18 protein-coding genes and 1 pseudogene are annotated in these 20,961 nt (G+C 45.6%); 5 read left to right on the top strand and 14 right to left on the bottom strand.

Going from position 1 to position 20,961, the window contains the following annotated elements:
* Window positions 1–128: 128 nt before the first annotated feature.
* From QUE24_RS15925 to miaB, 4 genes and pseudogenes are all read right to left on the bottom strand, one after another.
* Window positions 129–620: pseudogene (locus QUE24_RS15925) on the bottom strand (CBS domain-containing protein); the annotation flags it as partial.
* Window positions 617–1,081: an rRNA maturation RNase YbeY gene (gene ybeY / locus QUE24_RS08815; protein ID WP_286303488.1), complete on the bottom strand. Its 465-nt coding sequence runs from the start codon at window positions 1,079–1,081 to the stop codon at window positions 617–619. The pseudogene QUE24_RS15925 and the gene ybeY, both read right to left, overlap by 4 nt.
* On the bottom strand, window positions 1,078–2,055 hold the full coding sequence (locus QUE24_RS08810) for a PhoH family protein (protein ID WP_286303487.1): 978 nt from the start codon (window positions 2,053–2,055) through the stop codon (window positions 1,078–1,080). The genes ybeY and QUE24_RS08810 overlap by 4 nt, the downstream gene beginning before the upstream one ends.
* A gap of 18 nt (window positions 2,056–2,073) precedes the next feature.
* Window positions 2,074–3,414, bottom strand: a complete 1,341-nt coding sequence (gene miaB / locus QUE24_RS08805; protein ID WP_286303486.1) for a tRNA (N6-isopentenyl adenosine(37)-C2)-methylthiotransferase MiaB — start codon at window positions 3,412–3,414, stop codon at window positions 2,074–2,076.
* 125 nt (window positions 3,415–3,539) lie between these two features.
* Here miaB and radC point away from each other — a divergent pair, with 125 nt between their 5' ends.
* The 3 genes from radC (at window position 3,540) to QUE24_RS08790 (ending at window position 7,474) form a co-directional block, all read left to right on the top strand.
* Entirely contained in the window at window positions 3,540–4,214 is a 675-nt protein-coding gene (gene radC / locus QUE24_RS08800; RefSeq protein WP_286303485.1) for a RadC family protein, read from the top strand.
* A gap of 101 nt (window positions 4,215–4,315) precedes the next feature.
* On the top strand, window positions 4,316–6,334 hold the full coding sequence (locus tag QUE24_RS08795; protein WP_286303484.1) for a TonB-dependent receptor: 2,019 nt from the start codon (window positions 4,316–4,318) through the stop codon (window positions 6,332–6,334).
* 6 nt (window positions 6,335–6,340) lie between these two features.
* Window positions 6,341–7,474 carry a PepSY-associated TM helix domain-containing protein gene (locus QUE24_RS08790; protein ID WP_286303483.1) on the top strand — a complete coding sequence of 378 codons (1,134 nt, stop codon included), beginning with the start codon at window positions 6,341–6,343 and terminating at the stop codon, window positions 7,472–7,474.
* Here QUE24_RS08790 and QUE24_RS08785 read toward each other — a convergent pair.
* The 5 genes from QUE24_RS08785 to QUE24_RS08765 all read right to left on the bottom strand — a co-directional run bounded on the left by QUE24_RS08785 (window position 7,471) and on the right by QUE24_RS08765 (window position 11,271).
* Window positions 7,471–8,220: a cytochrome b/b6 domain-containing protein gene (locus QUE24_RS08785; RefSeq protein ID WP_286303482.1), complete on the bottom strand. Its 750-nt coding sequence runs from the start codon at window positions 8,218–8,220 to the stop codon at window positions 7,471–7,473. The genes QUE24_RS08790 and QUE24_RS08785 overlap by 4 nt on opposite strands.
* On the bottom strand, window positions 8,217–8,660 hold the full coding sequence (locus tag QUE24_RS08780; protein WP_286303481.1) for a hemerythrin domain-containing protein: 444 nt from the start codon (window positions 8,658–8,660) through the stop codon (window positions 8,217–8,219). Before QUE24_RS08780 ends, QUE24_RS08785 begins: the two co-directional genes overlap by 4 nt.
* Window positions 8,661–8,691: 31 nt before the next feature.
* Window positions 8,692–9,543, bottom strand: coding sequence for a thymidylate synthase (locus QUE24_RS08775; RefSeq protein WP_286303480.1), 852 nt, complete (start codon window positions 9,541–9,543; stop codon window positions 8,692–8,694).
* 70 nt (window positions 9,544–9,613) lie between these two features.
* On the bottom strand, window positions 9,614–10,540 hold the full coding sequence (locus QUE24_RS08770) for a sigma 54-interacting transcriptional regulator (protein ID WP_286303479.1): 927 nt from the start codon (window positions 10,538–10,540) through the stop codon (window positions 9,614–9,616).
* Between the two features lie 5 nt (window positions 10,541–10,545).
* Window positions 10,546–11,271 (bottom strand): sulfite exporter TauE/SafE family protein, encoded by a 726-nt coding sequence (locus QUE24_RS08765; protein WP_286303478.1) that lies wholly within the window; start codon window positions 11,269–11,271, stop codon window positions 10,546–10,548.
* Window positions 11,272–11,430: 159 nt separating this feature from the next.
* Here QUE24_RS08765 and QUE24_RS08760 point away from each other — a divergent pair, with 159 nt between their 5' ends.
* On the top strand, window positions 11,431–11,820 hold the full coding sequence (locus tag QUE24_RS08760; protein ID WP_286303477.1) for a TonB-dependent receptor plug domain-containing protein: 390 nt from the start codon (window positions 11,431–11,433) through the stop codon (window positions 11,818–11,820).
* Between the two features lie 107 nt (window positions 11,821–11,927).
* Window positions 11,928–13,664 (top strand): TonB-dependent receptor, encoded by a 1,737-nt coding sequence (locus QUE24_RS08755; protein ID WP_286303476.1) that lies wholly within the window; start codon window positions 11,928–11,930, stop codon window positions 13,662–13,664.
* Between the two features lie 60 nt (window positions 13,665–13,724).
* On the opposite strand, the gene ppx is transcribed toward QUE24_RS08755, so the two are convergent.
* The 5 genes from ppx to QUE24_RS08730 all read right to left on the bottom strand — a co-directional run bounded on the left by ppx (window position 13,725) and on the right by QUE24_RS08730 (window position 20,911).
* Window positions 13,725–15,263 (bottom strand): exopolyphosphatase, encoded by a 1,539-nt coding sequence (ppx, locus tag QUE24_RS08750; protein ID WP_286303475.1) that lies wholly within the window; start codon window positions 15,261–15,263, stop codon window positions 13,725–13,727.
* 102 nt (window positions 15,264–15,365) lie between these two features.
* A complete protein-coding gene (gene phoU / locus QUE24_RS08745) occupies window positions 15,366–16,088 on the bottom strand; it encodes a phosphate signaling complex protein PhoU (RefSeq protein WP_286303474.1) in 723 nt (240 codons plus the stop codon).
* 21 nt (window positions 16,089–16,109) lie between these two features.
* Window positions 16,110–16,952 (bottom strand): phosphate ABC transporter ATP-binding protein PstB, encoded by an 843-nt coding sequence (gene pstB / locus QUE24_RS08740; RefSeq protein WP_286303473.1) that lies wholly within the window; start codon window positions 16,950–16,952, stop codon window positions 16,110–16,112.
* Window positions 16,953–16,955: 3 nt separating this feature from the next.
* Window positions 16,956–18,629 carry a phosphate ABC transporter permease PstA gene (gene pstA, locus QUE24_RS08735; RefSeq protein WP_286303472.1) on the bottom strand — a complete coding sequence of 558 codons (1,674 nt, stop codon included), beginning with the start codon at window positions 18,627–18,629 and terminating at the stop codon, window positions 16,956–16,958.
* A gap of 11 nt (window positions 18,630–18,640) precedes the next feature.
* On the bottom strand, window positions 18,641–20,911 hold the full coding sequence (locus tag QUE24_RS08730; protein ID WP_286303471.1) for an ABC transporter permease subunit: 2,271 nt from the start codon (window positions 20,909–20,911) through the stop codon (window positions 18,641–18,643).
* Window positions 20,912–20,961 lie beyond the last annotated feature (50 nt).

The raw sequence follows: 20,961 nt of genomic DNA, 5'->3' as shown, positions 1-20,961 counted from the left end.
TAGGTGTTTTCATTTCTTTGCAGAATCGGCGCATCATCATCGATATCATGCTCATCTTCGATTTCACCGACGATTTGTTCCAGTACATTCTCAATCGTGACGATACCTGCCACACCACCATACTCATCTACAACAATGGCCATATGATTACGGCGAGCCCTAAACTCACGTAACAACACATTCAAACGTTTGCTTTCAGGAATAAATACAGCGGGACGTAATATCTCTCGCAGGTCAAAATTGAAATCACCGCTGTTCACCACAGCGGTTAATAGGTCTTTGGCAAGCAAGATACCAATCACGTCATCACGGTCATCATCCATCACAGGAAAGCGAGAATGCGCCGTTTCGGTGACCAGTTTCAGGGTTTCTTCAGGCGGTGCATCACGTGACACCATGACTACCTGTGAGCGAGGAATCATTATATCGCGAGCTTGCATTTGTGACACGCTTAGTGCGCCTTCAACAATGGATAGCGCTTCTGAGTCCAGAATATGTCGTTCAGATGCTGAACGAATTAATTCAATCAGTTGTTCCTGATCTTGTGGCTCCAGAAATAAATTACTGAGCTTTCGCACCCAGGATTGATTTGCTAAGCGACTCGGTCGTCCTTCACTCATAAATCCACTCCCTGCCATTCATAGGGATTAGCTATATCTAATTGATGCAGAATATTTATTTCCAATGTTTCCATCTGTTCCGCTTCATCCGATTCAATATGATCATAACCTAATAAATGTAAACATCCATGGATCACCATGTGTGCCCAGTGATGTAACTCTGCCTTGCCTTGTTCCTGCGCTTCTTTTCTGACTACAGGTACGCAAATCACTAAATCACCCAATAAACGAGGCTCTAACTTAATGGGTGCATCAAAAGGAAAAGACAAGACATTGGTTGGCCCATTTTTGCCACGATACTGACTGTTCAGTTCAGCACTTTCTGATTCATCGACTAAGCGTATACTCAACTCACAGTCTTCATTGACTCCGGATAGTGCCGCTTCAGCCCATTGAGTAAACAGTGATTCATCTGGCTTTTCGCCTTCATAAACACACTGAAAATCCACGACAACGCTCATGCTTTTTTATCAGCCTTATCGTATGCCAAGATGACTTTTTGTACCAGCGAATGTCGAACAACGTCTTTTGCCTGGAAGAAAGTAAAGCCGATGCCGTCCACATCCTTCAATACTTCAATAGCATGACGTAAACCAGAGCGTGTTGAACCGGGTAAATCTACCTGAGTGATATCACCTGTAATAACGGCAGTAGAGTTATAGCCCATACGAGTCAGGAACATCTTCATTTGTTCGGTGGTGGTATTTTGCGCTTCATCCAGAATAATGAAAGATTCATTCAGTGTTCTACCACGCATATAAGCCAGTGGTGCCACTTCAATGACATTACGTTCCATTAATTTAGCCACGCGCTCAAACCCAAGCATTTCATATAAAGCATCAAACAATGGTCTGAGATAAGGATCGACTTTCTGCGCTAGATCACCCGGTAAAAAACCGAGACGCTCGCCCGCTTCTACTGCGGGTCTGACCAGTACAATCCGACGACAAAAATCACGCTCCAAAGCCTCCACGGCACAAGCCACAGCAAGGTAGGTTTTACCCGTACCAGCGGGCCCCACACCAAAGTTTATATCGTGGGTCATGACCCGGCGTAAATACGCTTGCTGATTTTCGCCACGGGCTTTAATCAAGCCTCGTTTTGTTTTAATCACCACTTCTTTGTCTGGTTCTGTCGCCGCGGATATATCTTCACCACCGCTTTTACGAATCGCCATGTGAATTTGTTCAGGCGCTAACACTGACTGTGCGGTTTCGGCGTACAAGTCGTGAATCACTTCCTGAATTAAGGTCAGCGTGTCTGCCGGACCGATAATCTGAAAGTTAACACCACGATTATTGATTTCCACCCCAAAGCCACGCTCCATCATTCGAATATGTTCATCCAAATGACCACAGAGGTTGGCAAGGCGAGGATTATCTGCTGGGCTTAGCTCGAAGCTGATGCTATCGAGCGCTTGAGAGGTTTGAGTCACTATATAATTCCGATGAGCTTAAAGTGCAACGCTATCAGCGACTAATTCGCCGCGCAAGGAGTTCGAGAAGGCTTCTTCGATATACACATCGACAAACTGACCGATAAGACTGCTGTCACCGGGGAAATTTACCACTCGGTTATTCTCGGTACGACCTGCCATATCGCCACCACCACGATGTGCTTCGCGCTCGACTAGAATACGTTGTGTTGTGCCCACCATCGCTTTCGCATGTTCATCTTCCAGCTCACGCAAACGATCCTGCATAATTTGCAAACGGCGTTTCTTTTCTTCTTCAGAGACAGAGTCCACAAATGCCGCAGCCGGTGTCCCAGGGCGAGCGCTATAAACAAAGCTGAATGAGTGGTCGAATTTAATCTCGTTGATTAAATCCATGGTCGCCTGAAAGTCTTCTTCTGTTTCATTGGGGAAACCGACAATAAAGTCACTCGACATACTTAAGTTCGGTCTGACTTCCAGTAATCGGCGAATCTTACTTTTATATTCCAATGCAGTATGACCGCGCTTCATCATCGTCAGAATACGATCGGAGCCAGATTGCACGGGTAAATGCAGGTGATTCACCAACTCAGGTACTTCGGCAAACGCTTCAATCAAGCTGTCAGAAAATTCAACAGGATGAGACGTGGTAAAACGAATCCGTTCAATACCATCAATGGCTGCCACGTAATGAATCAGTAACGCTAAATCCGCAGTTTCATCACCTTCGATAACACCTTGATAAGCGTTAACATTCTGGCCTAACAGATTGACTTCGCGTACACCTTGCGCTGCCAACTGACGAATTTCACGCAGAATAGGACCAACCGGACGACTGACTTCTTCACCACGGGTATAAGGCACCACGCAGAATGTGCAGTATTTACTGCAGCCTTCCATCACCGAAACAAAGGCGGTCGGTCCTTCTGCTTTCGGGGCGGGTAAGTTATCGAACTTCTCAATCTCAGGAAATGAGATATCAATGCTAGGTTTGCGGCTGATTTTGACTTCTTCCAGCATCGCCGGAAGACGGTGCAATGTTTGCGGTCCAAAAATCAAATCCACATACGGCGCGCGTTGACGAATGGCTTCACCTTCCTGACTGGCCACACAGCCACCCACACCGATAACCAGATTAGGACGCGAGTCTTTCCAGCGTTTCCAGCGACCGAGTTGGTGAAACACTTTTTCCTGTGCTTTTTCGCGAATCGAACAGGTATTGAGTAACAATACATCCGCTTCTTCAGGGATATCTGTGGGTTCTAATTGATGAGATGCCGCCAGGACTTCTGCCATTTTTGATGAATCGTACTCATTCATCTGACAGCCGAATGTTCTGATATAAAGTTTGCCAGCCATAGTTTCTGCTAAAGTCAAAGGGCGCACAGGATACTATTTTTTAGCTGATTAGTACATACAAGTGATTGTTTTTACTAATAACTGCAAATATAGTGTGGGAAGGAACAACAACAAGGAAGTGAATCATGGCAATCAAGGATTGGCCTGCCGATGATCGCCCTCGAGAAAAGCTTTTATTATCAGGTGCTAAGGCATTGTCTGATGCAGAGCTGCTGGCGATTTTTCTGCGCACGGGTGTAAAAGGATTTTCCGCTGTCGACTTAGCCCGCAAACTCATCCATGAATTTGGATCGTTGCGGCGCTTACTGGAAGCGGATCAGCAAGAGTTTTGTCAGGGCCATGGACTTGGCCAGGCAAAATATGTGCAATTACAAGCCGTTCTGGAGATGGGCCGTCGTCATTTAGAATCCAGCCTGAAACATGGCGATGCATTTACCGATGCAGACACTACCATGCGTTATATAAAACAGCGTTTACGTGCCTACCCGCATGAGGTTTTTGCCTGCCTCTACCTGGATAATCAGCATCGTTTTCTACAGTTTGACGAATTATTTCGTGGCACGATTGATGGGGCCAGTGTGTATCCACGTGAAGTCGTCAAGTCAGCACTCCAACATAATGCTGCAGCGGTTATTCTTGCTCATAATCATCCCTCAGGTATTGCTGAGCCCAGCCAGGCTGATATTCACATAACGAAACGCATCCAGTCTGCACTTGACCTTGTGGATATCCGAGTACTGGACCACATCATCGTCGGCGATGCTGATGTAACCTCACTTGCACAGCTTGGCCATGTCTAACTATGTCAATTGCCTCATTAACAAGTGAAATGACCTAATTAGAATAAACTCAGGCTCTCTATGATTGATAGGTTTACGTTAAACCGGATGAGAGAGTTATCATGAAGTCTATAAAAGTAGCCGGTCTAGGCTTATTACTGAGTCAAACCATTAATGTCTATGCTGCTGAAAACAGGTTAATTGATGATGCCAGTCTGAGCTTGGGCAGTCTGGTTGTATCATCAGATAGCACGGGGCCATTGACCTCGCGCAATCTGTCGACATCTGTTGATGTGCTGAACCAAGACCGTATTGAAGATCAAAATGTCAATTACACATGGCAGCTTTTTGACCAAATGCCAGGTGTGATGTTAACGCAGTTCGGTATGGGTAATGAGTCTGGCAAAATTTCCTTTCGTGGCTTTAATGGTGAAGGTGAAGTTAATGCAGTAAAACTCCTCATCGATGGTATTCCCAGTAATCAGAACTCCGGCAATATGCCTTATCTGGAATTGCTGACACCTCTAGAAATCGAAAGTATCGAAGTCGTACGAGGCACGAATGACCCACGCTACGGTTTGCATAATATTGCTGGTAATGCTGGCATCTATACGCATCAAGGCGGTAACTATAATAAAGCCCGCGTCACTTATGGCAGCTATGCGACACGAAATGTACAGTTTGTCAGTGGTATAGAAAACAATGGCTTCTCGCAGAATTACGCGATCAGTTATCTCAACTCAAACCGCTACCGCCATCATAGTGATATTGAAAAAAGTACTTTTTCCGGAAAATGGTTTTACACACCCAATAGTGGGCGTGCCCAAGTTGGCTTGATTGTGCGACATGGTAAAGCTGAAGGTGAAGAAGCGGGTTACCTGACACGGGCTGAGGCACATGATGATCCTGAACAATCTCGACCACATAACAAGGCAGATGGTGGTGATCGCATGATGAACCAATTCAGCGCTCATCTGGATATTGATATCACGGATAATCTTTTCTGGACCAGCAAGGCCTATCTAAATGAGTTAGATGAAGATCGTTATGTCACCTTTGCAGCAGGCGGCAACCATAACGAACGATTAACCGAAGAAGAACATAAAGGCGCTTTAACGACTTTAACCTGGCGACCGGATGTGAGCTGGGCGCATGAGTTCAGCCTGATGGGCGGCCTGAGTGCTGAATGGCAAAATAATGAAAGTCGTCGTTATATCGTCGACCTGGACCGAAACCGAACATCAGAGACACGTAACCAGAATTTCGATTTTGATATTTATGGCGGCTTTATCCAGGCCATTTATAAACCCACTGAAAAACTGAAAATTGTCCCTGCTTTCCGTGTTGATAGGGTGCGTGGCAGCTTAAATGACAACGGCACACATCGCGATATCAACGATTACGGTAATATCAATCAACCTAAGCTGAGCGCCGTTTATTCTTTTAATGATCAATATGCTGTATACACCAACTGGGGCAAAACCTTTCAGGTCGCTTCTGGTGCCGCCAGCTATAAACAAAACACATTATCAAACGATCTCGATGCATCGATTAACGAAGGTTGGGAAGTCGGACTTAAATTCACTCCTACAGACTGGCTGAATGGACGCGTTGCAGTCTGGCAGCAAGTCGCTGATGGTGAGTTTAAAACCAAGTTAGGTGACGCGAACAATGACAGTGAGAATATCGGTAAAACGCAACGTCGAGGCATAGATTTTCAATTTAATGCACAAGCCACTAATAAGCTTGGCCTCTGGTTCGCTGCCTCATTCCAAGACTCTGAAATCCTTAAAGCGGGTGCAGATAAACCACTTAATAAAGGCAATGAGATTGATCATGTACCACACTATTTGATTGATGCCGGCGCAGACTATCAAGCCACACCAAAGCTTAAATTATCTTCTTGGGTCAGTGCGCAGGATGATGCTTATTTAAATCAGGAAAACAATACTAATAAGTATGGTCAATACGTTTTGGTTAATGCATCAGCTAGCTATGCACTGACAGAAAAAGTCAGACTCGATCTCGAACTTAAAAATATTTTTGACCGCTATTATGAGTATGTTTGGATGAACTCAGAATCAATGCATTCGCCCGGTGATGGCCGTTCAATATATGGTTCTATTCAATATGACTTTTAATTACGCATGAGAAAAGCCCGACAGCTGTGGCTGGACATTCACACCTATCTTGGACTGAGTATAGGTTTATTACTGGTCTTATTAGGTCTAACAGGCAGTATTTTGGTGTTTTATCTGCAATTCGATATCTGGTTAAACCCAGATATCGAAGCGGTGTCGACAGCCCCTGTCCGTCAGCAACAAGCTGTCTTTGATCGGTTACATCAACAATTTCCAACACGAACGGATTCCTGGCGTATTGAACAACCATTGCATCCAGGCTGGCCCATCATGGCGCGTTATTACACACCAGTTGAAACTCGCGACTCGATGTTTGCACCTTTAATGGTGACCCTTGATCCTGTCACACGAGACGTCACCAGTGAACGCTTCTGGGGCGAGTTTGCGATGACCTGGATCTACAATCTGCATTACACCCTGTTACTAGATAAAAACGGCAAAACCTTTATTGGCACCATCGGCCTGATTAGTCTGATATCACTCATTTCTGGCATGGTCCTATGGTGGCCAGGCTGGCTAAAATTACGCCAGGTGTTGGCTTGGCGTCTGCGCTCCAGCTATGCCAAAAAAGTGTTTGATCTCCATATTTTGTCAGGCAGTTATGGTTTTATTGTGCTGTTAATGCTGAGCTTAACGGGAGCGGCGTTGGCGCTACCCACACAAACACATGACATTATTCGCACCTTTTCACCATTAGCCTCAAGCCCCGATCTGACTCGTTCACTTCACGAAAAAGCGAACAAGCCTGTTATCTCAGCAGATGCCGCTGTAAAGTCAGCGTTTACAGTTTTCCCCGACGCTGAGTTACGCTGGGTAGAGTCGCCGGGTAGTCAAAAAAATAGTTGGCGCGTCGTTTTCTATCAACAGGGCGAACCCAGTCGTCGCTTCCCGAGAACTCAGGTTTGGGTGAATGCATACAATGGTCAGATTGTCGCCAGCCGTGATGGGTTGGCTGATAAAGCCGGAGATAAAATCCTGAATTGGTTACACCCTTTACATAACGGTGAAGTCTTTGGACTGACTGGGCGGATTATTGTCTTTATCAGTGGCTTTGTGCCGTTAATATTATTTATTACTGGCTTATTACGCTGGCAGCAAAAGCGGCGCGCCAAACAACGCACCGCTTCTCGTCATGTCTAATCCTCGTCCCAATCTACTGGCGTGTCTTTAAAGACTTTTTTGCCCGTAAACATCGCAGAAACCAGACCATTACGTTCCCGAAGCTCGCTATATACGACGCCCAGAATATGTAAGATGATGGCCAGGCTCAGTAACCAGAATACGATTTCATGTATTTCTTTGAAGGGTGAACGGAAATCTCGCATTTGTTGATAAGCGGCTTCGTTAACACCTTCTTTTGAATAGGGCTCAACCAAAGCTTCAGTCTGTGGACTCTCTGCTACCCAGGCCTTAAAACTCTCTCCAAATGGCGGCATATAGACATCAGTGCCACCCAGTACCAAACCGGTTACCGCCTGGACCGTTAATAAGATAAATAACAAGGTCACCATCAAACGTGCCAGAGGATTATGTCCTGCAAACCCCACCGGCTTACCCTCGTTGATGCTCTCCAGGTATATTTGCCGCTGTTGTTTATACTTTTTCCCTACTGGCAAAATGGCTGCCCAACGACTAAACCGGTTCCCGATAAACGTCCAAAACAAACGCACAGCTAAATTAATTACAAACACATAACCAATATAGACATGCCACGTCTTTAACAGAATTTTGCCATCTGTACTTACACCAAGGGCTTTACTGTTCAAGATAGCGACCCCGATTGCAATCAATGCAATCACCGACAATACATTTACCCAATGAAACCAACGGACCATGCGATCCCATACCGGGTATTCCGTTAATGTCCTAGCCATTTGTTTTTTCATTTCTCTCTCTCTTCTTGTTTATCGACACGACAATATTCACCGCTCCAGTCATGGAGATAGGGTGTGATCGTTTTATGCTCTTCAAGATGGTTTTTCCACCAATTCTTTAGAAAAATAAGGACTTGCTCTGGCTGCTTTTGCTGTTTAGCGTGATGACACTCAACCTTAAATTCAGTGATCAGATTATCCATAGCTTGTTGATAGTTTTTGAGTTCTGGGTATTCCGTTGAATTTAATATGCCCTCTTCTGTTTTATAATGAAACAGGATATAACTTATCAAAAGCTTAACAGTGGGTAATAAGGACTCAAACTCCAGCCCTTGCTGTAGAAAATAATGTAATGAATTGATAGTCGCTAGAATGGCACGATGCTGCTCATCAATAATAGGCACCTGCTGACTAAACTCATCTTGCCATACGAGCAACAATGGTCTGTTCATGCCCATCTCCTAAGCCTATTTCACAGCTATTTTAAACTGAAAACGGATATTTAATAGCCTCATGATAGCGGTAGTCTTTTACCTCAAAATCATCCAAGGTCACCCACGTTTCCAGATCCTTTAATGATCGAATCTCAGGGTTAATGTGTAAGCTGGGCGAAGGATAAGGCTCACGTTTTAATTGCACATCACGCATTAACTCCAGCTGATCTTCATAGATGTGAGCATTCACAATCTTATGATAGGCCTTGCCGGGCTTGAGACCAGAAATCTGCGCCATAATTTTGAGTAAAAAGAACACTTGCACCTGATTAAAATTTAACCCTAGCGGCACATCACAAGAACGCTGGTAAGAGGTTAAATACAGCGTATCACCTAAAATAGAAAAGGTATGGGTATGCATGCACGGTCTGAGACACCCCATATCAAACTCACCCGGATTATAAAAGGTCAGGATTTCACCTCGATCATCAATACCGCGTTTCAGATCATCGGCGATTTTTTGTAACTGATCTAAGGTGGACCCATCAGGCTTTTGCCAGCGACGACCCTGAACGCCATAAACCCGCCCCATATCATCTTCACCTTTGCGGTGAGGATTATTTAGCCAGTCTTTATTATCGTTGGCATTAGCATCCCATGTACGACATCCAATGGCACGGAAGTCTGCTGCATTATCATAGCCGCGCAGGTATCCCAGCATTTCTGCAATAGCCGCTTTCCAGTAACTTTTTCGGGTAGTGATGAGTGGAAATTGGTTATTAGCGACATCATATTCCAGGTCAGCATTAATGATGGTCAGACAACGCTTACCTGTCCGCTCATTTTCCACCCACTCGCCTTCGTCAATAATACGTTGGCATAAATCCAGATACTGTCTCACTCAGAAGGCTCCAATTCTCACTGCAAATTGCTGATGATTTTGGCATTGCTTGTTCCGACAAACAACCTCATTAAGGCGACAGGTTATATTTTTGCATCCGATATAATAGGGTATCGCGACTTATTCCTAGTAAACGGGCCGCTTTAGAACGATTTCCAGCCGCCATCTCAAGCGCTTGTTCAATTAAATCCAGTTCCACTTTGGCGAGATCAATGCCGCTGGGCGGTAATTGAAACTGATGCTGTTGTATGGTCACTTCAGGGCGCATCTCTCTGGGTAAATCACCCGGCTGTAACAACTCGCCTGCATGCAATAAGGCAAGACGCTGACACAGGTTTTGTAGCTCTCTGATATTACCAGGCCAGTGATAATGTAAAAAACTTTGTTCGGCTTCTTTCGATAAACGCACCACAGCATTATTACCCGCATAAGCTTTCAGGTAATGCTTCATCAGCAGAGGAATATCTTCTGAACGCTCACGTAAGGCGGGTAATTCAATCGGTACCACCTGTAAACGATAAAACAAGTCAGCCCGGAACCTGCCCGCCTTCACTTCAGCTGGCAAATCGGCACTGGTCGCGGCGAGTATACGCACGTCAGCTACGTGCAAACGATGGCTTCCCTGTAACTGACACTCACCGGCTTCCAGAAAACGTAAGACTTTTGCCTGTACTGATAGTGGCAATGCATCTACTTCATCGAGAAAAACGGTACCGCCCTCTGCTGCGAGCAAACGGCCACGAAACGTGACTTCACCTTGTTCATTACTGCGACCAAACAAATCCAGCTCAATATCTTCTGTAGGTAGTGCAGCACAATTGATGGTCACAAGCGCATTATCTTTACGACGACTTTGCTCATGCAGACTCAAGGCGATTAACTCTTTACCGGTGCCTGTTTCACCACTGATTAACACACTGGCATCACTTAGAGCAATCATGGGTAATGTACGCAAGATGTGAGTTAAATCAGGCGATTGGCCTAAAATTTCATTCATTACGCTTACCCCTGCATCTGATGTTGATGGTCGGGCATGGCATGGTGTTCATGTAAACTTTCCATTGGCCAGAAAAGCGTCGCAACTGCCATCAAAATGATCAGTAAACCTGCCGCTTTACGTAAGTTTGCTGAACGTCCTAAGGCAGCTAACATACCGGTAAATAATCCAGCGCCCATCACCGCGGGCAATGTGCCAGCCCCAAATGCCAACATGACCAAGCCCCCTTTCACCGGATCACCTGCTGTTGCCGCTACAGCTAATGCCGCGTAGACCAGACCACATGGTAGCCAGCCCCAGACCATGCCGAGGAAAAATGCTTGACTGACTTTGCGTACAGGCAATAGCTTTTGACCTATTGGTTGCAACCTGCGCCATAAGGGCGCACCCATACGCTCAGCACGGGCAAACTTAGGAAACCATCCGGCCAGATACAAGCCCATTGAAATCATGACAATGACAGATAGCACTCTCAGAACCCAGTGTGCATTGATTTGTGTCAGAGGTGAGCTCAATAAGCCGACGATCACACCTGCAAAGCTGTAGCTCAGGATTCGACCAAGGTTATAGTTAAATACGAACGGTAACATTCGCCTCTGACTCTCTCTGACCTCTTTAGGCAAACTCAACGTTAATGCGCCAATCACCGAACCACACATCGCAATACAATGAACGGTGCTGAATAACCCGAGTAAAAAAGCCGTGATATAGGAACTAGTAATGGCCGCCATGCTTACAACTGTCTCTTAAATTTTTGATTCATTTTCACATTATCACGTCGTTTTCGCATTAAATTGTGTCATTTCACACACCGCACATTGAAAAACCACACTTTTTAACGGGGCTAAATTCATACAATTTCAAGTTGAGTTGTCTGAGAGAGAAGATAAATGAAACGTACCAGCCTGTCACTTAGCATTATGCTGAGTTTTGTCCTACCCTCGATTGCCTATGCTGAGCATAGCCATGATGTTGAAGAACTAGAAAAAGTCACCGTTTCTGGGCAAGCTATTCAACCCTTACCTCAAGAGAGCGCAGGGCTTGATCTGGAAGCACTTAAATCAAAACGTGCTCAGTCAAGTGATACGGCCTCACTACTGAAAGGTATTCCCGGCGTATCACTCTATGGTGCTGGGGGTGTATCAAGTCTGCCGGTGATTCGTGGTTTAGCAGATGACAGGCTTCGCATTAAAGTGGATGGCATGGACCTAATCTCGGCCTGTGCTAACCACATGAATCCCCCCTTTCCTATATTTCACCCACCAATTTATCTGAGTTAAAAGTCTATTCAGGCATCACTCCTGTCAGTGCTGGTGGTGATAGTATTGGCGGCATCATCATTGCGAAAAGCAAACAACCGGAGTTTGCTAAAGATGCTGACAGTGTTTTGTCAAAAGGAGAAATTGGCGCCTTCTACCGTAGTAACGGTGATGCACGGGGTGCTAACTTGTCAGCCACTTTGGCGACGGATAATTTTAGTCTGAACTATACTGGCTCAACCAGCAAAGCCAATAATTACGATGCGGCGAATAACTTCAAGGCCGCTGGACCGGCAGCCTCAGATAGAGGTTGGTTGGACGGCGATGAAGTCGGCTCAACCGCTTATGAAACACGTAACCATGCTTTGAACCTTGGTTTTAAACTCGACAATCACTTATTACAAGTCAAACTCACACATCAGGATATCCCATACCAAGGTTTCCCTAATCAACGTATGGATATGCTGGAAAACCGCAGTAATAGTATTAATTTCATTTACAACGGCTTATTTGACTGGGGTTCATTGGAAACCTCACTTTACCGAGAAAAAACCCATCACAAAATGGATTTCGGTGATGATAAACAATTTCTATATCAATCAGGGATGGCACCGCCAGCTTATGGTATGCCAATGGAAACGGAAGGTGATAACCGAGGCTTCAGTGTTAAAGCTGAGATCAATGCCAATGAGCGTGATCTTTACCGAATTGGTGCTGATATCCAACGTTACCGTCTCGATGACTACTGGGAAGCTTCAGGTGGCATGATGATGTCCCCAAACACATTTATCAATATTAACAATGGTCAACGTGATCGTTATGGTGTCTTTGCTGAATGGGAAGCGGACTGGACATCGAAATGGACAACATTAGCAGGCATACGTCATGAAACAGTGAAAATGGATGCCGACGATGTACAAGGTTATAACTCGACAAATTATGACCCTACTGCTTTCAACAATGCAGATAAAAGCCAAACTGACAACAATATCGATCTGACATTGATAGGCCGCTTTACCCCATCTGATAACGCCAGTTATGAATTTGGTTATGCACAGAAAACACGTTCTCCGAATCTTTACGAGCGTTACGCCTGGTCAACCAACGGTATGGCAATGCGTATGGTGAATTTAGCCGGTGATGGCAATGGTTATGTCGGTAATCTAGACTTGGATCCCGAAGTCGCACATACCATTAGTTTCACAGCGGACTGGCATGACGCTGAGAAGCAAGACTGGAATATCACTTTCACCCCCTACATCAGCTATGTAGATGACTTTATCGATGCTAAACGCTGTAGCGGTCAAACAGGGATGATGGCTGTATGTACAGCATCAAACCTGAGCACTAGCGATGACTTCGTTTACCTGCAGTATGACAATGTCTCTGCTAAGTTATATGGCGCTGATTTATCTTTAGCTAAACATCTTTATCACGATGACAAGATTGGCCATATCAGCGGGCAAGCGGTGTTCAGTTATGTCAGGGGTAAAAACCGGGATACCGGTGATAATCTCTATAACATCATGCCTCTCAATGCGACATTCACACTGCAGCATGCAAAAGGTGCTTGGCACAACTCGGCAGAATGGCAAGTGGTTGCCGCTAAGGATCGTGTGAATGATGAACGTAATGAGCAAGAAACGTCTGGTTATGGCTTATTAAATCTGCGCACTAGCTACCAATGGAAGCAAGCACGTGTTGATTTTGGTATCGATAATGTTCTGGATAAGGGCTACAGCGAACCTTTATCAGGTGCTTATACTGGCCAAGGCAGAACCATGTCTCCAGACGGCGTTGCGTGGGGCGTGACTGTTCCAGGTATGGGCCGCTCGTTCTATACAGCACTTAGTTACTCTTTTTAATAGCTAGGCTATATAAGGCGTCTCTGAACTCATTAAGCAGAGACGCCTTTTTTACTCAATTCAAGCTATCACACTTAATTTCAGATCAACCTTTCTAAGCTGTTCCACTTCATGCTCTAAATCCGCTTCTGTGAGTGGATGCTCTTTCAACCAGCCATCAGGCAAGACCAGTTCCATTTTTTTACCATCCAGCTTCAATTTAATATAAGTATCAGCTCGCTCTGATCGACCACGATTAAACACCATCGCCAAACGCAACAACACCGTTAGGCGTTGCGTAGTCAGTTGCATTTCATCCGGTAATTTATTGATATGTTTCTTCGGAAACGAGCGGCGCTGTCCTCTTACCATCACGGATAAAGCATGTTGCTCTTCACGAGAGAAGCCAGGTAAATCAGAATGCTCAACTAGATACGCCGAATGCTTATGAAACTGATTGTGAGAGATGGCTAAGCCGACTTCATGTAATTTGCAGGCCCATTGTAGGCGGTGCAATAACTCATCATGATCCAGTTCCCAGTCATGGGCGACTTGTTCATAAAGCTGTGTTGCCATGACCGCAACGCGTTCTGCATGGGCTTCATCGACATGATAACGTCGCATCAATGCCAACACCGTGCGGTCACGCTCATCATCATGCTGAATACGACCGAGCAAGTCATATAATAGCCCTTCTCTGAGAGCGCCATCCGATACGATCATTTTTTCAATACCAAGCCGCTCAAAAGCTGCAGCCAACACACATAAGCCGCCGGCAATCACATTATTTCGTTCTTCTGATAATCCTTGTAATTTCGCCTCTTCAACACTGCCAGCTTCGATAAGATGATTCACCATCTTTTCCAAAGCCTTGGATGTAATGATGCCATCGTCCGCCCAGCCTTGTTCCTTACAAATATTAGCGACTGTGCGAATCGTACCGGATGCACCAATCGCTTCTTGCCAACCTGCTTGACGATAAGGGCGCTGAATGTAGCGAATGCGTCTCGCTGCCGCGAGCATGGCATGCTGCATTTGCGTTGCTGTGGTTTTACCATCAGCAAAAAACTTTTGTGAAAAGCTGACACAGCCCATTTCCAGACTTTCTCGCATCAGGCCTTTAAACCCATCACCGATGATAAACTCCGTGCTTCCTCCACCAATATCCATCACTAAGCGGCGACTATCATCAAAAGCCAGCGAATGAGCCACGCCAAGATAAATCAGACGCGCTTCTTCTTCACCAGTGATAATTTCTATGGGATGGCCCAGAGCGAGACGCGCCTGACGTAAAAAGCGGCGTGAATTGTGAGCGATGCGTAAGGTGTTGGTACCCACGACCCTGACACTGCCATAGGGTAGGTCTCTAATGCGTTCACCAAAGCGTTCTAAACAAGCGATGGCACGTTCCTGTGCCTCGAGCGAAAGGTAATGATGTTTATCCAGTCCAGCACGAAGCTGAACCATTTCCCGGAGTCTATCCACCACTTGAAAGTGACCATCACGCATTCGGGCAATGATCATATGAAAGCTGTTGGAGCCCAGATCAACGGCCGCCAGCACATCTTGATTTGTTTCTTGCATAGCACCTGTCAGTTCATTTTTAGGTTTATTCTGCACTAGCTGATTGCTGGTGGACAATGTTAAATCGTTTTTTTCATAAAAAAGCCCGGTCTCAAATGCAGCCGGGCCTTTTGAAAAAGCGATAAAAACCATCGATTTTTATTCAATAACTTGGCCTTTAATCACTTGTTCGGCTTTTTCAATACTCAAGTGACGTACATCTTTACCTTCTACCAAATAAATGATGTGTTCACAGATGTTATTCGCGTGATCGCCAATACGCTCCAACGAGCGCGCAGACCACATCATATCAATCACACGCGTCACGGCACGATTATCTTCCATCATATAGGTCATGAGCTGACGAAGAATCGCCTCGTATTCCGCATCGACCTCGCGATCTTCTTTGGCGACACGCAAAGCCATATCGACATCAAATCGCGCAAAGGCATCTAATGCATCACGCAGCATGCCACGCACATGGTTACCCATCGCTTGCAGCTCGCGGTAATTATGTTTCGGACGATCCTTTTCAGACAGATTCAGTGCCATTTTGGCAATACGTACAGACTCATCCCCAATACGTTCTAAATCGGTAATGGTTTTTAATATGCCTGATACCAGGCGTAAATCCCCTGCCGTTGGCTGACGAAGTGCAATAATCTGAATGCACTCTTCATCAATGCTCACTTCCATTAAATTGACGTCTTCGTCATTGGCAATCACTTCACGAGCGATATCGGCATCACCTTTAATTAATGCTTCCATTGCACTATGAACTTGCTGCTCGACTAGACCGCCCATCGCTAACACGCGAGAACGGATATCCTGTAACTCATTCTCGAACTGTTGCGAAATATGTTGGGAAGTAGTTGTAACCATGTCTTCTCTCCTCAGCGCCGATTAACCATAACGGCCGGTAATATAATCTTCTGTTTGTTTTTTACTTGGGTTGGTAAAGAGCTCATCCGTGGCACCAAACTCAATTAATTCGCCCATATACATAAATGCGGTGTAATCTGAAACACGTGCTGCCTGCTGCATATTATGAGTCACGATCACAATCGTATACTTCTCCTTGAGCTCGTATATCAACTCTTCGATCTTCAAGGTGGAGAGTGGATCCAGTGCCGACGCAGGTTCGTCCAATAATAAAACCTCGGGCTCAATGGCAATCGCGCGGGCTATAACCAAACGTTGTTGCTGACCACCAGACATGCCCATTGCTGACTCATGCAGACGATCTTTGACTTCGTCCCAAAGCGCTGCCCCTTTTAATGATTTTTCCACTACCTTATCCAGGGTAGAGCGATCATTGACGCCTTGCAGTCTGAGGCCATACGCCACATTTTCATAAATCGATTTAGGGAATGGATTGGGTTTTTGAAACACCATACCTACCTGACGACGCAAATCTGCGACATTGACTGAGGGTGAATTAATTTCCATATCATCCAGTAATAACTTACCCTCCATCCGTACAGATTCAATCAAGTCATTCATACGGTTAAAACAGCGTAACAAGGTAGACTTACCACAACCACTAGGTCCGATAAACGCGGTGACACGGTTCTTTGGAATCTGCATATTAATGTTATGCAATGCCTGCTTATCACCATAAAACAGATTGAAATCTTTCACTTCCAGGCACAGTGTTTCATTGTCCAAGGTCACACGAGGACCGCGTTGCATCGATTCAATATCAATACCTCGTGATACGTTTTTCTGTTCTTTCACTGCTTCCATCGTTTAACTCTCACTTGCTTTATAAGTTTCTCGCAGACGATTGCGAATGCCAATCGCTGCCAGGTTCAGCACAACAATTATCAGTACCAATAAAAAGGCGGTGGCATACACCAACGGTCTGGCGGCCTCAACGTTGGGGCTTTGGAAACCCACATCGTAAATATGGAACCCCAAATGCATGAACTGACGATCTAAATGCAGGTAGGGCGCAATATTATCAATCGCTAATGACGGCGCCAGTTTGACTACGCCCACCATCATTAATGGTGCCACTTCACCTGCTGCTCGCGCTACGGCTAAAATCAATCCTGTCATCATGGCTGGTGCAGCCATAGGTAATACCGTTCGCCATAAGGTCTCAGCTTTGGTCGCACCGAGTGCCAGACTGCCTTCACGAATTGCTCTAGGAATACGTGACAAGCCTTCTTCTGTCGCCACAATCACCACGGGTACAGTCAAGATGGCTAAAGTCAGTGACGCCCATAATAAGCCAGGCGAGCCAAATGTGGGGGAAGGCAGTTTTGCCTGGAAGAAAAGCTCATCCACGCTGCCACCGATAAAATAGACAAAAAAGCCTAAACCAAATACACCGTAAACAATGGAGGGCACGCCGGCGAGATTATTCACAGCAATACGAATGAGTCGAACCACTGCGCCCTGTCTGGCATATTCCTTCAGATAAACAGCGGCAACGACGCCAAACGGTGTGACTAATACCGACATAATCATCACCATCATGACGGTGCCAAAAATAGCCGGAAAAATACCACCTTCCGTATTAGCCTCACGAGGTTCACCAGACACAAACTCCCAGGCATTATGGAAATATTGTCCCAATTTTTGCAGTGTTGTCATGGCGTTGGGTTTATAGGCCTGAACAATTTTTGCCATGGGAATGTCTGCTTCACGACCATCAGCAATCCTGACGGTAATCTGATCCCGGTTCAGTCCTGAATAGAGTTCATCCAGCTCCACACGGATTTTTGCATAGCGTGCATTGAGCTGTTGGCGCTCTTCTTCTATCTCTAAATAAGGCGCGCTACCTTTTTCAACCTCATTCAGTTCCAGACGTCGTTCATCAATCCGTAGCTCTTCAAGACCATGATTGATTTTGCCAATCTCCGATTTTTCAATCTCTTTTATCTTGCTAAATAAAGCATTGCTGCGTGCCAGTCGGGTCTGAAACTCATCCCACGCTTGTTCCCCCTCCGCGACGACCTCACCTTGTTGCTTTACATTCACAAGGTAGCCATAGAAATTACCCCACTCGCGGCGTTCTATCGACATCAGTCCCGCAGGTTTTTGTGTATCAGCTATCCAGGGATCGTTAATCCAGCGAAAGTCGAGCCCAAAAAAGTCACGGTTACCGATTTTTAATAAAGTACGATTAGCGGTTTCCTGGCCTTCGGGTAAATGCACACCAGATAGTGCTAACCGCGCTGCAGGCACAGTTTCATGATCAACCCGCTCCCCTACCAGCATGACTTTTTCTTCACCGGGTTCCACATAAGTCAGCTCAACAATATCTGCAGGCCAGAAATGACTTAATCCACGTACGGCGATAAGGCCAATTAACCCCACTACCATAACCAGACTGATACTGACAGCACCGGCGTTTAACCAAACCCAGGGCTTACCGCTATCAAACCAGATTTTCATTGAAGAACGTTGTTTCATTCTATTTCCTACTACAGCGAACTGTATTTATTACGTAAACGCTGACGCACAATTTCAGCAACGGTATTAAGAATAAACGTTGCTAAAAACAACACTAATGCCGCCAGGAACAGAACCCGGTAATGCGAGCTGGCGACTTCTGCTTCGGGCATTTCTACAGCAATATTGGCTGATAGCGCTCTGAAACCCTCGAAAATATTAAAGTCCATAATCGGTGTGTTACCGGTGGCCATCAACACAATCATGGTTTCACCTACAGCACGCCCCAGACCGATCATCACCGCTGAGAAAATACCAGGGCTGGCGGTCAGCAGCACCACACGCGTCATGGTTTGCCATGGCGTGGCGCCCAAGGCTAAGGAACCAATGGTCAGATGTTTCGGCACGCCAAAAATAGCGTCTTCTGTAATCGAAAAGATGGTTGGAATCACTGCAAACCCCATCACGAGGCCCACTACTAATGAATTTCGTTGGTCATAATCAATGCCCATCTCATTCAGGAACTGCGGCATATTGCCATCAAATAACCACAATTCAATTGCGCCACTCGATGCCATCGAGACATACCCCACCAGCAGCACGATAGGAATTAAGATCGCAGGCTCCCAACCATCCGGGATACGCTCACGCCAGCGCTTGGGAAGTTTCGTCCAGCCCCAGGCGGTGAGAATAATCATGACGGGCAACATAAACAGTAACGTAAAGACACCCGGTAATTGTTCTTCAACCAATGGTGCCAACCAGAGCCCCGCCAAAAACCCTAAAATAACGGTTGGCAATGCCTCCATAATTTCAATGGTAGGTTTCACAAAGCTGCGCATCCGGGGCGACATGAAATAGGCAGTGAAAATAGCGCCCATGATAGCGAGAGGCACTGCCACCAGCATCGCGTAGAAAGCAGCCTTAATGGTGCCAAAGGTTAACGGCGTTAAACTGAATTTAGGTTCGAAGTCATTACTGGCCGAAGAGGATTGCCAAATATATTCTGGTTTATCACGGCTTTCATACCAGACTTTCTCCCATAAGGAATGCCATGAAATATCAGGGTGTTCGTTATCAATATCCAGCAACCTTACATCACCGTTATCAGTGAAGCTGATAAGCCCATTGGCCCGTGGTGATAAAGCAATAACGGCATTATTATTAACGTATGGCTCAACCAATAGCGTACGATGAGCCGTGGTGTGGTAAATGCCTAAGTGGCCGCTTTCATCCAGCGTGACAAAACCTTTTCGGGCCTGTTCCGGTGCGATGGCAATAATCGGACTGTTTTGTTCAGCAAAACTCCGCACATTGTGTAAGGTGTAGTTATTGTCTTTATCCCTGACAGGAAACCATTGATCAATCTGACCGTCACTACGTCCTATCAATACTGAAATGCCACCTGTCAGAAATTCAAAGCTAGTGATATCAACCCCGGTCGGTACGGCTTTGATTTTCTGAATCAATCGGGGCTTATCCAGGTTTTGTACGTCGTAGTAATAAACAAACCCTCTATCATCCACCAAATAAAGTTCACGTTGATCTATATCGAGCTTAACGTTAGTCAACTGACTAGCGCCTTCTACGACAATCTCGTGCTTTTTCTCCGTGATAGTGAACTGTGTGTCATCAAGAAAATTAGCTTCTTTTTCGAAACGTTTTAAAACTAAGCGTTTGTCTTCAGTGTAAGCTGCAAAAGTCGTTTTATCTTCGTAACTCTGAACGGAAAGTAAATCAATTGCCTGACCTTGATCATCTATGAGGAGATGTTTTTCACCGAGCGGAAAAGTGATTTCAGGCACAATCACTCGCTGGGTTCCGGTTGGATACGTGACCTTATAACGCTCTTTGAACACTAAAGCATGGCCATCAGCAAAGCCATAACTAAACACTCCGGTAGTGGCTGCACCAGCACTGACACTACTGATTACTTTTCCTTGCAGAGGTAAGGTGACCTCGTTCATCGTATTGCCGTTTTGTGCTTCAAAAAAACGGACACCACCATCATCATTAACTGCCATGGCGACTGTGTTGTATTCATTCAAAGATAAAAACACGGGCGGCTTAGTATCGCTGTGATAGGTGGCTTCGGTGTTGAGGCTAGCACCTTGGAATAACGGCATCACAACATAAAGTAGATAGAAGAAAATCAGCACAATAGCGAGGATGACCGAAATACCACCTACCGCCACGCCATATTTAGCTACGCGGTCTTTGGTTTCACGCCAGGCACGGCGGCGCTTTGCTACTTTGGAGCCAGGCGCTGGTAATACACTATTCTCGACGGTTTGTTCTTGCATCTAGCCATACCACTTAAGTTTATTTTTTGCTTTCTTCATTGCTAAACATA

The organism is Methylophaga marina (assembly GCF_030296755.1).
In the GTDB taxonomy this organism is placed as follows: Bacteria; Pseudomonadota; Gammaproteobacteria; order Nitrosococcales; family Methylophagaceae; genus Methylophaga; species Methylophaga marina.
Note: the sequence above shows the minus strand (reverse complement) of the source record. Positions and strands in the feature narration are given on the sequence as shown.